This is a genomic window from Bacillus sp. FSL W8-0770, from assembly GCF_038008705.1.
Classification (GTDB): Bacteria; Bacillota; Bacilli; order Bacillales; family Bacillaceae_G; genus Bacillus_A; species Bacillus_A cereus.
This window is the reverse complement of the sequence record NZ_JBBOZR010000001.1, coordinates 2,448,298-2,463,619: the sequence shown is the minus strand read 5'-3', so window position 1 is coordinate 2,463,619 and position 15,322 is coordinate 2,448,298. Positions and strand designations below refer to the sequence as shown.

Genomic DNA, 15,322 nt, shown 5'->3' with positions numbered 1-15,322 from the left:
CCAAAAAAAGTTAGATAGTCTTTTTTACATAACTTTTTCTTTTTTTGGTTCACTCAAACAGATAGAAAATAATTTCTCTTTCGGATTATCCTCTTCTTTTAAAAGTAATAAAGCTTGTTTAATTAGATTAACTTCCCCTTCTTTGCTCTTCATATTCTACAATCTCCCTCTTTGTATTTTTGTATTTTTTTTACAAAAATTTCTTTTTTCTTCTTTTAGCAAAAAAAGAAATTTCTCCTAAAACTACAAATGACACCGTCAATTAAGACGATGCCATTTGTAATATATATATAAACCTTTATTATGTATTTTACCAACCGCCACCAGGGTCAACCATCATGTGTTGGACTGTAGGTTTTAAATCATTTGTACTAGGTTTTTCTTTAATAGAATCAGTGTTAATGAATAATGTAGCAGCTATTAATAGTGCAGGAAGGATTGTAATTATTTTTTTCATTATTTCACCTCTTTCCAAAGACAATTATACCAATTATTCAAATTAAACCCAAGTATATTTTTGGTAAATTCGAATAATATATATTACCTGATTTTTGACACATCAAAAGAGAGCGTTTCATTAACTCTTCTTTTTTAGTACCTTCATATGTTAAACCTAAATATGCAGTCTGTATGTCTGTTAATCTTCCATTCTTCTCTTTTAATTGATTCAAAAGTTTTCTCGCTTCCATCTTCTTACCTTGTTTAATCCTTAAATATGCTAGTTCACCTGAATGAACAACATCTAAGCTACTAATTTCTTTATCATGATGAATCTTTAGAAATGATAATGTATGTTGCACCATTTTTCTTTTTCTCTCAATTCCATTAGTCTTACTATCCCCTATCACTTCTAAGGTCTTTTCCAAATAATATTTCGCCCTTTCATATTCATTCGCTGAAAAAACATACGATTCTCCTAACTTTAAATATGCATTTACTTTTGGAAAAGAAAAAAAGTTATCCCATTCAAGATCATCTAATAGTTCCTTACTAACATGCCTTGCTTCAATGACTTCACCACCCTGCAACGAAGTAACGGCAATGGCTTCTTTATATCGTAATTTATAACATTCTCGAATGTACCTATTACTAATTGTATTTATTTTTATTTCAAGAGATTTTAATCGCTCATTTAAAGAAGTAAAGTTACCAGATTGATATTGCGCTTGGCATAATAAAATTTCAATTAACACCTCCATCTCTGAAGTTTTTATTGATTTACTTTCCAAGCTTAATGCCTCATGATACTGTGCAGCATCAATTTCACCTATATATCGTCTATATATAATTCGATACACATTAGCGAATTCTCTATTTTCTGCTACCTTTGATTGAGATTCACTATTTATAATATTAATTAATAGATTAAACTTTCCTCTTAAAGCTAAATCCTCCATTGCCTCACGTAAGTTTTCTGATTTCGGTTTCGTTATATGTATATAATCTGTTAATAAATTTTCTTGAACCTGTATGCCTTTGTTTAATAGGATGATAGTCTTGGAAAGAAAGCCAAAACTCATGTCTGTGTTACCTTTAAAAATTTTTGTAACAGTACTAGGCTTAACTCCCCAATAATCTGCTAGTTTATTTTTCCTTATTCCAGCTGCACATAACTCTTTTTCAATTTGATTTAGAGCTTTCCACATGTTTTGTCCCCCTTATTGGAACAAGACACACTTCCCTATCATGAAAACGCAACTCAATGATGAATTACATCTAAAAGTTGTGTTATACTAGCCGTATATGTTACGTATAGTCGTAACTGAAAGGCTCATGGCAAATGTTTGCCCTACTACAATTAGGGCAAACGGTGTAAGAGTGTTCCCAGCACAATTACACACGCTATGGGTCTTTTTCGTTCCATCAAATTATATTATTAAGAATATTCTATCACAAATAACCCAAACAGCTATTCTCGCATATTCTGAAAAAACTTGAGAAAGTTAAATATAGTTATAAACACCTAGTTTTTTTACCCTTTCAAATAAATTATGCAATGTTGCATTTGATAACCCTTTTCGTTGTAACCACACTGATTATATTTTTCTTTTAACTTAAATTTTATATATAGAGGATTGCCCAGTTTTACATTTATATCCATAATTTAAGAATAAGAAAAGCCACTTAGATAAGTGGCTTTTCTTATTCTTAATAGACAAAATTAATTTAAATTCATCATTTTCTTCACGCTATTTTTAAAATGAACATAATTATGTTTTTCTACTAAACGGCCTTTTACTCCAATCTGCAGATAAATTATTTAACAAGAAAAGTGTATTGGGAACTGGTGATGGAAACCTCGCAGCTTGAAAATTTGTAAGAAGCGGAGATGCAATAACGCCATCTATGGTACTACCGGCTTGAACTTGCACCATATCCCCTGCATTCAATTGTACAATGGTAGAAACTGTTACCGCATTTAAAAGCCCAGTATTTCCACCAAAAAAGCTATCATCCCCCGCTATTAAAGCGCTGTTAACTGTTATAAATACTTCCGTCACATAATTTAGAGTATCATCAGTAGGACTAAAAATTATAGTAGTAATAATTAAATATACTCCATCTTGTTGCGGTATAAATGTTGATACACCATCATATTCACCATTTAAATCGAATTGTGTAGTTTCAAATGTTACTATAGACAGTGTATTAGCAGTAACGGACTGATCAATAGATTTGAAAGCTCTGAATGCAGATTCAAACCCTGTTGCTCCCGTTGGACCTGTTGGGCCTGTTATTCCGGTTACTCCTGTTGGACCTGTCGGACCTGTTATTCCACTTACTCCTGTTGGGCCTGTCGGACCTGCTATTCCACTTGCTCCCGTTGGGCCTGTCGGACCTGTTACTCCACTTGCTCCCGTTGGGCCTGTCGGGCCTGTTATTCCGGTTACTCCTGTCGGACCTGTCGGGCCTGTTATTCCACTTGCTCCCGTTGGGCCTGTCGGGCCTGTTATTCCGGTTACTCCTGTCGGACCTGTCGGGCCTGTTATTCCACTTGCTCCCGTTGGGCCTATTGGCCCCCCTGAAGGACCTGTTGGTCCTGTTGGTCCTGCCGGGCCTCCTGAAGGACCCGTTACTCCGGTTACTCCCGTTGGGCCCGTCGGACCTGTTGCCCCACTTGCTCCCGTTGGGCCTGTCGGACCTGTTATTCCACTTGCTCCCGTTGGGCCTGTCGGACCTGTTGCTCCACTTGCTCCCGTTGGGCCTGTCGGACCTGTTATTCCACTTGCTCCCGTTGGGCCTGTCGGACCTGTTACCCCCGTTGGTAGAGTAAATGATGGAATCGGTGGTAATGTAGGTCCTATTAAACTCGAATCCAGTGAACTACTAGATAGATTTTTAGCTTTTAATCCTTCCCATTTCTTTTTCTTCTCCATATATGTCACTCCAAATAAAAATTATGTGTAAATGAAGAAAACATCAATTGTACAAAATATGATATATACAAGATGTACTATTCCAAATAAAAATATTGTTTTAAGTATACAAAATTCTTTTATAAAATTAACTTTTGCAAAAAAACAACCAACATTTTAAATAATCGAGTTTGTTCATATATGGTAAAATATATCCATCGCTGATATGTCCAACTATGTAATTTTCATAGCAGCAAAATTACAACTAGACTTATACAACATGATTCAAAACAAAATGAAGGAGTGTTTTAAGTGAAAGGACATATTATAAAAAGAGGAAATAAGTACAGTTTCGTTATAGATATCAGTCCACATCCAGAAACAGGGGCTAGAAGACAAAGATGGTTTTCTGGGTATAAAACAAAAAAAGAAGCGCAAGCCGACATGGCTAAGAAAATTACAGAGGTGAATGAGGGAACTTTTATCGAGCCATCTAAAGTTACCTTAGAAGACTACCTAAATCATTGGTTAGAAATTAAAAGTATGAGTATAGAAAGGAGTACCTTTGTCGGCTATAGAGCATTTATCAACCAACATGTTATACCTAGTATTGGAATGGTCGTACTCCATAAATTAAATGTTATGCACATTCAAAAGTGCTATAAAACCGCGATAGATAGAGGTATTGCAAACAATTCTGTTCTACTTATGCATAGAATTTTAAAGAGCGCTTTAAATCTCGCTGTAAAACAAAATATTATTTCTCGAAATCCAGCTGATTTTGCTGAGATACCTAAAAAAGAAAGAACCTCTATCCAAACTTGGACAGAGGAGGAAGTAAAAAAATTTCTTTTGCATTCACAAGAATCACGATATCACATTGGGTATCTTCTTGCAATAACTACAGGTATGCGTATGGGTGAAGTTCTAGGCTTACGATGGCAGGACGTTGATTTTGAAAAACATACCGTTACAATAAACCAAACATCTGGCCATGACAATAAAATCAAAAAAACAGCAAAAACAAATTCGTCAAAACGCACAATTCCTGTACCTAATGAAACAATAGTAGCCTTAAAAAAACATAAGACTTTAATTAATAAAGAGAAATTAAGGTTTGGTTCTGCTTATCTAGATCAAGATTTAATAAATTGTGATGAGTTTGGAAGAATCATAAAAAGAGCACATTTCAGAAAAAGTTTCATTAGGGCGACACACAAAGTAGGTATAAAAGAAATTAAATTCCATGATTTAAGACATACACACGCAACTATACTATTGAAACAAGGAGTTAACCCTAAAATCATCAGTGAGAGATTAGGTCATACAGATATTTCAATGACATTAAGTGTCTATTCTCATGTTTTACCGAATATGCAGGAAGAAGCAGTTAAAAACTTCGGTAAAAGTATCTTTGGATAACCTATGTTTGCAAAATGTTTGCATTTCATCAAAAAAAGTCAAACAAACGTTGTCATATCAAGATTTGTTTGACTCAACATCTTATATTCTTGATAAAATCTCCGAATCCCTATTGAAATATTTAATAATGGAGCGTTCTCACCACCGCGGGTTATGCATTGGAATCGATATACATAGGAGAAAAAATCTTGTGTTTTTTCATCTTTTATCGGCTCTGACATCGCCTCACAAATATTTTGTGATCTAAGAGGAGAAAAATAGATTTCTTCTTCATTTGTATTTTCTAAATATATAGGACGCTCACAAAAAATATGTGAGATTAAAGCGGGTACCCACTTAGAATACGTTTCATTATCATGTAGTACTGGCAAATTAGAAATCAAATCGGATTGCCATTCATATTTTGGTAGTTCTACTAATCTATTTGGCTTCCAATCATGAATAATCTCATACCAACTTTGAAAAATATAATCGAGTTGCTCTTGTTTAATAGGTTCTTTTGATACAATCCATGGTATATTTTCATTTAATACGTACGGATTATGCTGAATAAACAATATATCCGAAAACATATCATATAATCTTTCATTCAAACGTTTCAACTTACTCGTTAATAAAAACGTCTTATAATGTATCTCTACGATGTCCAGCCATTCAATAGGAAAGTATATAAATGATACCTTTTCATTTAAAAGGGGCTCTACTATATTTTCAAATGTTAGCAGCCTTAATTTTTTCATAAAATGATTACTTCCTTTCTTCATTTTTCTTGATCTCAAAAAACTAAAGTATCATCACATAATTTAATTATTTAAAAGAGAAGCAAATACCGCTTATCCGACTTATATATTAATGACATGACTCTGATAAAAGTTAAAAGAAATTTTCATACATATCCCCCTTATAAATCATAAATGTATTACATTCAGATTATACAATATTAGTTACGTATTGTATTTGTGATTTACAATAATTTTACAAAAGATTATAAAAGAGGTATTGACCATACATAATATGTATGGTCAATACCTCTTTTCACTATCCTATTATTTTTTTCGCTTCTGTTTTCACTGGCAACTGTTAAACCTGCAGCTGGAACGAGTAGTAATTCAAGCATTTTCTCAACTCCCCATATACCCTTTATAAGGGTATATATCCCTTATTTTCGGAAGACTCCCATACATGTTCTATATCAAATACCAGTAAATGTCCTACAATTCCATATCGGTATTCCCTTATAGAAACACGAAAAGCACATAACGTAGAATATACAAGAACGAGCCTGTTAGCGTTGTGTACATAGTCATACGTGGAAGCTAACGTGGAACACTCTTCTCTATTTTTTCTGCGACCTTCATCGTAATTACTGACAAGCTAGTTGCCGTCCATACCACTACCGCTTCACCTACGATTGTCATTTGAATCCCTCTTTTCGAATAAGTTGTAACCCCTTAGAAGTCATAACCGGCTGATACTCATTGATGACATCTCCCCAATCAAACACTTCATCCTCATATAAATCATCCATTATATCGTTTGATAAACGGTAATAACCTTTATACTCACGATTATTGAAAACCTCATGTCTTTCCATGTGATCCACAATTGCATTTGTTTCTTTTTTCCACTAGAACCCTTATACTTAATTCTTAATTCTTTTGATGGATACAGGTAAGGTGTTTCATTCAAATGTGAATATTGCCAACGCATACGCGCGCTCTTCCCTCTTGATGACCTTGATTCCACTCGGTATTCCTCGTGGTCTTGATAAAGGTATATAATCTAGAAAGAAGGAGTTTGCCTATACAAGCGAAAAAATAACAGAAAAATCTAGTACTTTTTTATAAAGAGGTAGGAATATTTTGCGAAGTCATTTAGAAGTAATGGATCCAAGAGAATTTCAATACTTTGTAGCCGACTTCTTTTGCTCTCTTGGTTATAAAGTTCAGGTTACTTCTGGTTCTAATGATGGTGGAAAAGATATTATCCTTTACAAAGGGAATGAAATGAAATTCGTTGAGGTAAAGCGCTATACAAAAAGGAATGTTATGCTGCTTCAATTTACTCCAGTGGCCCTTTATATGGAATACGTGGCATATTAATGAAATCATACGTGGCAATATCTTCTACATTTGTCAGATAGGCATGTAAGCTTTCGACTAACATAAGATTAGGTATGCTTTCTTTTTCTTTTATCAAAATAATAGGCTTTTGAAATACATATGCATAACCAATTTCAAAAGCCGTACCACTATCTACACATCCATTCACAAAGTCATGAATTACCACTACTACATCCGCTCTTCTTAAATATTTTAAATCATTATGAAAAACTGCAGTTCTCCACTCCATAGATCCAAAAGTTAAATGTTCATGTTGATAAAACCTGGCTGAAAAAATATCTGCAACAAAAGGATTGTTACTAAGCGCATTTTCTAGTCTTTTTACCCTGTTAAGTTGTTCATCATTAAAAAATGGACTTGCTATAAAAACCCTAACAACCCTAGTATTCTTTTTATCCATACCACCTATACCTCGTTTCACTCTTATAAACTTTTAAATATTACATAGATAGTTTCGTTTATTGAAAAATACGAATATCCACCTCTTCAACAAAACGAAATATTCTGTCTATAAAAAAAGTACAGTTTCTTATTCCCTTCATACCCAGGGTCGAGTAGTTAGCTTTTGCTAGCTTCTCTTTAATGTATGAAAAAAAGATAAGACTCTTTAAGATGATTCTTCTTGATTTCTCAATATAAAGAGTCTTGGATTTCCGCTAACAATCCTATACTATATGAACAAAGAGTAAGGTACGAGTTACTCTTTTACTTGAATGATTGAATATATCCACTAGCGATGGTGCTATATTCTTTGTCGACATGTACATATATAAAGCTAATATTTTATATGAATATTCGTAGTCAATATTCATATATTACAATAGCATCAGAAGTACCATTAAAACAATTAGAGCAACTACCACAGCTTCCACAACCGCCACAACTAAAACAACCAAAACAACCGAAGCAACCAAAACAACGAAATCCACCACAGCGACCTGCACAACCGCCACAACGACCACAACCGCCACAGCGACCACAACCACCACAGCGGCGAGCAGCATCTTCAATATAGTAATATGGATATTGGTTTTGCTGGTCCCAATACACAACATTTCCAGACTGGTAATCATTAAGGCTTAACGCTTGTAGTTCTTGTTGAAACTGATTCATTTTCATGACCTCCGTTTATTAACTTTAAACCTTTCGACGCTTTCCTATATTTCTGTTCGTTAAATCTAAGTAGAAGTAGCACACGATACTATAAACTAAGTTCAATACGTACACCAACAAAGTATGACTTATCACTAGATGATGCACCTTGTTCATATACCTATTTTTACTATGGGCTCATTTTTATAAAGTGAAACTTTAATCAGTGGGGTTTTGTTCATCCCCTACCTAACTTCTTTGCTTCCGCTGAATTTTGAGGTGGGGGGCTTACTGCCCGGCAAATAGCGGGATAAATAAAAATTAAAAAATATGAATTCTAGCGTCATATCTTCATACTTACTAAGTTCAATTAATTTCTCAACAATTATGATGCCATATCCTATATATTTCCGTCTGCTGCTTAGATTTTTCTGTACTGTAAATGGCTTTCGCTATAACACCTCCAAGTGACCGGTTTCTATGACGGTTAAGAAATTCCAACAAAAAAAGCCCTAATTAGGGCTTTTCATTCTATTTCTCCAGCAAAGCTCTCTATGAAATTGTTAATTAAAAAAAGATACACTTAGATTGATGCGTCTTTTTTTGATGCCTCTTTTGTGAAATCATATAAAGCAATTGCGCCTAAAAGAACAAGTATCCCTTGAGGAACATCTAGTAAAATAGTTTTCCAAATTTCTGGAATTACCCATTTAATATCTGCTGCTGTTTCAAGATATGTTTGGAAATAGCTGATTGTAAAATTAATTATCCCTAAAAATACAAACAACGATAAACCAAATCGAATTAATTTCTTATTTGTAAACATATAACACCTCTCAAAATTCATTGGATATTCCTGCTTTTGCTTCTTTATATTCACATATCCCTATATCTAATTTTAACACATAAAGAACTCAAAAAAATACGATATGCATATTTGCATATCGTATTAACAACACTCCATGATAATTTAGAAACTCCTGCAAAGAAAAAACAACTCCGTTACAGCTAACAGCTCGGGTTTCTTTTCTTATTTAACTTCATACCACCAACATTTACGTTCTTTGATTGTAAAATAAATGTGACAGAAGTTTATCCAGTTAATGCGTAGACAAGTAAATGAGCTAAATTATCGATATTCTATTTCGCCATATCCGTAGCACTAATGACTTTACGCAAATTTGACAAGAAAAAATATATAGATAGGTATGATCCATACCTATCTATAACATTACTTCTATTCTTTATCCAATTACGTCTTTTACGTCTGTATCCACTGGCCACTTTTCTAATGTATAAGCCATTTCCCAAAATGAATATTCATATTGACTGCTAATAATAAAATGCTGTTTCATACGCTTGCGGTCTGTCTCTGTTACTTTTTCAGCGATAGTATCTAAACGTGTAATTTGCTCTTCAACTAGCGTACGGAACCAATCAGATCCATAAGCAGAAATCCATTCGTTATAAATTTGCTCTTCCGGCTGGCACTCTTTTAAGCGTTCGCCAATTTCATAATACAACCAATAGCAAGGTAAGATTGCTGCAATAATATCTCCTAAATGTCCTTCATACGCAGCACGATACATATGTGAAGTATACGTATATGCAGTTGGCGCAGGAATAAAATTATCTTTTTCTTCTTTTGTTATCCCTAGCTTTTTAGCAAAATTCTCATGTAATGATAATTCCGCCTCATATGTATTTTGGGCATGGTGTGCCATACGAGCTGTCGTTTCTAATTCAAGAGCTTTTGCAGCTCCTAATGTTTGTACTCTAGCAAAATGACTCAAATAATATGAATCTTGAAGAACATAATAGCGAAAACTAGCTAAATCTAACGTTCCTTCACCAAGTTTTTTTACAAAAGGATGGTTAAAACTCGCTTTCCAAATTGAATCTACTTCTTTACGTAACGATTGTGAAAAAGTCATTTAAATCCCTCCAATAATATATAAAATATAGATATTTATCCACAGCTATTAACGCTTTAAAATAAAAAAACTTTCTTTACAGGCGTAAAGAAAGTGAAATTGACAGTATTTATTTACTCATTAAATAGCAACGTCTTTCCCACTTCCCTACGCTGGCATTAACCAGATCAGGTACTAAGAGTCTCAAAATCACATTTGATCTCAGCCTATAAAAGGCCCCCCTAGTGGATAAATATTTTGTTTTTATAATGTATTCATCATAGCATACTTCGTGAAACTGTCAAAAAAATTAGTTATATAATTCCCTTAAAACCCCTCTTCTTTTCTAACTTTTAATGATGTTTCAATAATCATATCTAATAGTTTGCTATAACTAATTCCCGCTGCTTCTGCACTTTTTGGCAATAAACTTGATTGTGTCATCCCTGGTAATGTATTAATTTCCATTACATATGGAACTCCGTCCTTCACCATCATATCAACTCTTGCATAAACACTACATTTTAATGCTTTATAACAAGCGAGTGACGCTTTATTTACACGTTCATTAATTTCTGCTGGAAGTTCAATAACTTCCTCAACTGTACTAGTATCATCATATTTTGCATTGTAGTCAAAGAACTCGGCTGCATGTCGAATTGAAACTATAGGTAACTGTTTTCCATCCAGAATTGAACATGTAATTTCATCACCTTTTATATACTTCTCAATTACTACTTCAGAATCCCATTCGAATACAGTTTCTAGCATTGAGATCAATTCATTTTTATTATAAACGATTTTCACTCCGACACTCGATCCGCCAGAGTTTGGTTTTACTACTAATGGAAATCCTAACTTATCTAACTCATCAAGATTTAGATCCTCCATTTTTGTAAGTTCAATCCAATCTGGTGTTTCTACACCTTCATAACGTAAAATCTTTTTCGAAATATTTTTATCCATACATATACTGCTAGATAACATATTACTTCCGCTATAAGGAATCCCTAAACTCTCCAGTGTTCCTTGAACTGTCCCATCTTCTCCGTATTTTCCGTGTAACGCGAGCAACGCAAAATCAATGTCTTTCGCTTTTTCAATTAAATCCACTTTTTCATTTAATGTAATTGGAACTATTTCATACTTATTTTTATCTAAATGAGCAATCATTTCATTCCCCGTCATAATTGAAACTTGTTTTTCAGACGATACCCCGCCCATAATAACACCGATTTTCATTTTCTCAACTCCAAATTTCATTTTTTAATGTATCACCAATTATTTTAATTCCCCGAACTATTTCTTCTTCTTTCAAGCGCGAAAACCCTAATCGGAAAGTGTTCGCTCCTTCTCCATCAGAGTAAAAAACATCCCCAGGTGAAAACGTAACGCCTTTCTCATAACACTTTTGTAAAAGTGTGCGGGCATTCATATGCTCTTCTAGTTCTATAAATAAATGAAGTCCACCATCTCCAGTCATTCTTTTGAAATGAATGTACTGGTTACATGCCCCGACAGCTAACTCATATTTTTTCTTATAAACAGATCTTGCCTTTTTTAAATATTTCTCAAAATATCCCTCATGTAAATATTGAAACAGAACAGCTTGATCTAGCGTAGATGTGTGAATCGTTCTTGCTCTTTTTACGCTTTCTAAATAATGAATCAGCTCTTTATCTGCAATAATCCAGCCTACACGTAAACCAGGGAAAAGTACCTTTGAAAAGCTACTAATATAAATCACATTATTGCCAGCTCCCGCAAAAGTTAATAATGGAGCTAAATGTGAACCTGAATAACGTAATTCTTCATTAAATCCGTCCTCTATAATAGGAACGTTGTATTTTGAGAATAACCTCATCAATTCCGTTCTTTTCTCTGAACTCGTAACAATACCGGTTGGATTATGATAAGAAGGAATTAAATAAGCAAAATCAAAATCTTTTTCACGCAAACTTTTTTCAACTTCATTCGTATCAATACCATCCTCATGCATATCAATCCCATGAACTTCAAGTCCATGTAAACGGAAAAGCTTAAGTGCAGCGTGGTGAGTTGGATTCTCACAAATGACACGACCGGATTTTTTTGATAAAGAAGAGAGTACAATATCCAATCCTTCTGTAAATCCATTTGTAATTAGAATATCTTTATTCGAAATGTCTACACCTTTCATTTCCATGTAATGAAGTAAATAATTCATTAACGGTCTATATCCCTTTGCATATCCGTAGTTCAATACGATGTCTCCTTCAATGGACATACGAGTAAGAAAAGCTCTTTTGAAATTTTCAACATCAAATAGCTTCTCATCTGGGGCTATACTATTAAAAACAATCATTCCCTTTTCCCAACGAACACCATGTTTCATTAAATCTAATTCATCCGCTAATGCGGTCACTGTATTAAGTTTATTTTTCCAATCTATTTCAACAGATGAAGTGTTAGATATATCCACCTTCGCAACAAAGTTCCCTTTTCCTTTAACTGCATAAATGAGTCCTTCTTGCTCTAAATCTGCATAAGCAGCGAGTACAGTGTTTCTACTCACACTTAGTAATTCACTTAGTTCCCTTGTTGATGGGATTTTTTGATCCCCGAGCAAATGCCCTTTCATAATCATCTTCTTCAAATAATCTTTCAATTGAATATAAACAGGACGATCTTTAACAACTTTAAAATCCTTAAACAATTCCTTACCCCCTGCAATCATTTTTGCATATTTATTTCATTCTCAAAAGGTCCACGACATATGTATTTTTTATAAAGGGCGGTACGGTCTTACAAATCTTTTCGATATAAGTTAATTACATCTTTTAAAGCTGCAGCTGCAGCGCCTCGTGGATTAGAAGCCCCACCAATTGTAGTAACTTGTCCCATCGTATCTGTAAAGAACGTAATTCCTTTTTCGGTCCCATTTACTTTTGCTAACGGATGATCTTTCTCTATTTCGCACGGTTCAACATTTAAATTGACATTGCCACCCTTATCCTTATATGTTGATGCTATTAATTTAATAATTTTATGTTGTTCCTTAGCATTTCTAATTTGCTGTTTTGTAACGTGCTCGATTCCTTTTATATGTATATCAGTAAGTGTTTTCTCTGTTTCCATTAAGCTGTTTGTCAAAAGTAACAATTTACACGCACTATCTGAACCACTTATATCTAATATAGGGTTTGTCTCAGCAATTCCTTTATCTTGTGCTTCTTTCAATGCTTCTTCAAATGTCATATCTTCCTCATACATTTTCGTAAGAATATAATTAGTTGTTCCATTTAATATTCCTTCTATTTTTTCAATACTGCAACCGGCTAAACTAAATTGTCCGATATCTAGGGTCGGTAATGCAGCGGCTGTTGCACCGCTATATCGAATTCGTACATTGGCGCCTCTTGCTGCTTCATTTATTTCTCTCCAGTTTGTAACGAGCGCCCCTTTAGAAATTGCTACTATATCCATCTGTTTCTCAATCGCTTGTTTCATATATTGTTTCCCTGGATTTCCATCTTTAAGATTTGTAACTGTTGATTCTACCAATACAGTACCACTTATGCTAGTTGTTGCACGTTCCTTCGGATGATACTCTAAATATTTTTCAATTGCAGCGGTACCGCCACCATACATCAATAAATGATGAAGTGATAAGCCGTCTTCATTATGTATTGCAATATTTCTCCCTAATACGCCACTTACAACTAATTGAATCCCATATGTTTCATATATATATGAATATTTTTCATTTAATAATTTTATAAACTCTCTGCCTACTGTTCCGTATCCTGATAATACAACTTGAATTTTCATAATATCCCCCCATATTTTTCTACCAAATCCCTCTTTCAATATAATATAAAGCGCTCTCGAATTCCATCGAGAGCGCTTTATTATTACCTATTTCGGTAAACGTGATAGCTTTTCAGCAATTGTTCTATAAAACTCTTGAATGCTAGAAAAACCTAATGAGTCTGAAACACTTAATCCTACCATATCGAGATGATCCCAATTCGCTTTCGTTTCGATATGATTCCATTTTCCAATCTGTAATGACCCATTATTATTTACAGCAACATTAGAAGATGGTGCAATCATAGAATTCGTATTTACTACACCATCATTTTGCCACCAAGAAGTATCAACTAACGGACGGTTTTCTTCATATCTCGCATAAGAACCTAAGAAAAATGCATTCCCCATCAACACTTTATTCATCGTAATATGCGGTAAATGTAAACCTGTTATAGGTGCTGCTTGTGATGCATGTCCACTATAGGATAAATAATACACATCTGGTTGCGTCTTTACCCAATTATTTAACTCCTTTGCACCATCTGTACTTAAATCCCATTGACTTATATCTTTTGTATTTTTCCAAAGTGAACTATTTAGAATACGATTACTATATTGGAAAAAGGACTCTCCAGCATTCTTCTTTATCCCCCATTGATCCAATTTGAAATCATATAACGATAAATTATTGTTTCCTCCAAAGCTCGCAGCTGTAATGAGTAAATCTTTAACGAACGGTAGCAGAAGACTACCATCCGCAAGTGTTGTACCGTTGTGAGGGGTTGCTAATGTTGTAACACTATGAACATATGATTTTCCGCCTTCAAATAGTGGTGATATTTTGATGTCTGGGTGATTTTTCACATAATTCTTTTCTTCAAAACTACCTACTTTTAATAGCTGTACTAATGTTCTAATCGTTTGTCCACCCATGCTATGTCCAACTAAATGAACTTTATTTGTTTCACTCCAATTCGGCGCAAAACCACTATAAGTTCTGCCAAAACGATTATGTCCATGTTTCTCGGCATGTACTGCACCATAGTCTACTGTCCCACCGCTAATTTGTGCATACAATTCACATGCACGATCCCAGTTACTAGAAACAGGTCCAACAGCTGCGGTATGTACCGTATAACCATTGCGTTTCAAATCTTCCTGTATATCATGAACACCACCCCAATATTTTACGCCAAGCATTTCTTCTCTACCCCATCCAGCAAATCCATTTACCAATATGATAGGATAATTATTTTGTTGCCTCTCTTCAGCGTATGATATTTTTGCTACGAATGAACATACGGTCACTAATGCGAAAAAACATATTTTTAAAAATAACTTCCCCATACTTTCTCCCCCTAATAAAACGTTTACATGTTTCTTTTTTTAAAAAATTAACAGAATAATTTAACAACTTAAACATAATGTAAAGTATTTTATATACGTTGTATATATAGAAAACATATACAAATGTTGATAAATATTAATTCAAGTAAATATTTACTTTTTACAATACAACTTGTAAATCTGTTTATTTGAATTTATAATTAGGTATAGTTTCCTCATGTTAAAAAGATTTAAAAACCATAAGAAAACTAATCTCATTGCTTGAAAAGGAGGAAAA

Annotated in this window: 15 protein-coding genes, 3 pseudogenes and 1 riboswitch; of the genes and pseudogenes, 2 read left to right on the top strand and 16 right to left on the bottom strand. The window is 33.9% G+C overall.

Annotated elements, in window-relative coordinates; all coding sequences use genetic code 11:
- Positions 1–24 precede the first annotated feature (24 nt).
- From NST27_RS12610 to NST27_RS12595, 4 genes are all read right to left on the bottom strand, one after another.
- Complete coding sequence (locus tag NST27_RS12610) at positions 25–153, bottom strand: hypothetical protein (protein WP_255258933.1); 129 nt, start codon at positions 151–153, stop codon at positions 25–27.
- A gap of 157 nt (positions 154–310) precedes the next feature.
- Positions 311–457, bottom strand: a complete 147-nt coding sequence (locus NST27_RS12605; protein ID WP_000720927.1) for a hypothetical protein — start codon at positions 455–457, stop codon at positions 311–313.
- Positions 458–494: 37 nt separating this feature from the next.
- Entirely contained in the window at positions 495–1,646 is a 1,152-nt protein-coding gene (locus NST27_RS12600) for an AimR family lysis-lysogeny pheromone receptor (RefSeq protein ID WP_047386174.1), read from the bottom strand.
- 564 nt (positions 1,647–2,210) lie between these two features.
- The gene (locus tag NST27_RS12595) at positions 2,211–3,377 is read right to left on the bottom strand and encodes an exosporium leader peptide-containing protein (RefSeq protein WP_341035104.1); all 1,167 of its coding nucleotides are present in this window, start codon (positions 3,375–3,377) and stop codon (positions 2,211–2,213) included.
- Positions 3,378–3,668: 291 nt separating this feature from the next.
- Here NST27_RS12595 and NST27_RS12590 point away from each other — a divergent pair, with 291 nt between their 5' ends.
- Positions 3,669–4,778: a site-specific integrase gene (locus NST27_RS12590; protein ID WP_047386171.1), complete on the top strand. Its 1,110-nt coding sequence runs from the start codon at positions 3,669–3,671 to the stop codon at positions 4,776–4,778.
- A 38-nt stretch (positions 4,779–4,816) separates the two neighbouring features.
- Here the strand turns inward: NST27_RS12590 and NST27_RS12585 are convergent, their stop codons facing one another.
- The 4 genes and pseudogenes from NST27_RS12585 to NST27_RS12570 form a co-directional block, all read right to left on the bottom strand.
- Positions 4,817–5,518, bottom strand: a complete 702-nt coding sequence (locus NST27_RS12585) for a pPIWI_RE module domain-containing protein (protein ID WP_047386169.1) — start codon at positions 5,516–5,518, stop codon at positions 4,817–4,819.
- Between the two features lie 245 nt (positions 5,519–5,763).
- Entirely contained in the window at positions 5,764–5,895 is a 132-nt protein-coding gene (locus NST27_RS12580) for a hypothetical protein (RefSeq protein WP_000891530.1), read from the bottom strand.
- Positions 5,896–6,013: 118 nt separating this feature from the next.
- Positions 6,014–6,196: pseudogene (locus NST27_RS12575) on the bottom strand (hypothetical protein).
- A pseudogene (locus tag NST27_RS12570) lies at positions 6,193–6,488 on the bottom strand (hypothetical protein). Before NST27_RS12570 ends, NST27_RS12575 begins: the two co-directional pseudogenes overlap by 4 nt.
- Before the next feature lie 155 nt (positions 6,489–6,643).
- Between NST27_RS12570 and NST27_RS12565 the strand changes: the two are divergent.
- A pseudogene (locus tag NST27_RS12565) lies at positions 6,644–6,826 on the top strand (restriction endonuclease); the annotation flags it as partial.
- A gap of 13 nt (positions 6,827–6,839) precedes the next feature.
- Here the strand turns inward: NST27_RS12565 and NST27_RS12560 are convergent.
- From NST27_RS12560 to NST27_RS12525, 8 genes are all read right to left on the bottom strand, one after another.
- Positions 6,840–7,301 (bottom strand): nucleoside 2-deoxyribosyltransferase, encoded by a 462-nt coding sequence (locus NST27_RS12560; protein WP_000358744.1) that lies wholly within the window; start codon positions 7,299–7,301, stop codon positions 6,840–6,842.
- A gap of 401 nt (positions 7,302–7,702) precedes the next feature.
- Positions 7,703–8,020 (bottom strand): heterocycloanthracin/sonorensin family bacteriocin, encoded by a 318-nt coding sequence (locus NST27_RS12555; RefSeq protein ID WP_002006106.1) that lies wholly within the window; start codon positions 8,018–8,020, stop codon positions 7,703–7,705.
- A gap of 556 nt (positions 8,021–8,576) precedes the next feature.
- Positions 8,577–8,840 carry a DUF3937 family protein gene (locus NST27_RS12550; RefSeq protein WP_002101034.1) on the bottom strand — a complete coding sequence of 88 codons (264 nt, stop codon included), beginning with the start codon at positions 8,838–8,840 and terminating at the stop codon, positions 8,577–8,579.
- 397 nt (positions 8,841–9,237) lie between these two features.
- A complete protein-coding gene (tenA, locus tag NST27_RS12545; protein ID WP_000144527.1) occupies positions 9,238–9,927 on the bottom strand; it encodes a thiaminase II in 690 nt (229 codons plus the stop codon).
- A gap of 127 nt (positions 9,928–10,054) precedes the next feature.
- Positions 10,055–10,160: riboswitch (TPP riboswitch) on the bottom strand.
- Between the two features lie 73 nt (positions 10,161–10,233).
- Positions 10,234–11,148, bottom strand: coding sequence for a D-alanine--D-alanine ligase (locus NST27_RS12540; RefSeq protein WP_001987735.1), 915 nt, complete (start codon positions 11,146–11,148; stop codon positions 10,234–10,236).
- Between the two features lie 4 nt (positions 11,149–11,152).
- Entirely contained in the window at positions 11,153–12,601 is a 1,449-nt protein-coding gene (gene pdxR, locus NST27_RS12535; protein ID WP_000471610.1) for a MocR-like pyridoxine biosynthesis transcription factor PdxR, read from the bottom strand.
- A gap of 89 nt (positions 12,602–12,690) precedes the next feature.
- The gene (locus tag NST27_RS12530) at positions 12,691–13,716 is read right to left on the bottom strand and encodes a homoserine dehydrogenase (protein ID WP_000701763.1); all 1,026 of its coding nucleotides are present in this window, start codon (positions 13,714–13,716) and stop codon (positions 12,691–12,693) included.
- Between the two features lie 87 nt (positions 13,717–13,803).
- On the bottom strand, positions 13,804–15,045 hold the full coding sequence (locus NST27_RS12525; protein WP_000517078.1) for an esterase/lipase family protein: 1,242 nt from the start codon (positions 15,043–15,045) through the stop codon (positions 13,804–13,806).
- Positions 15,046–15,322: the final 277 nt, after the last annotated feature.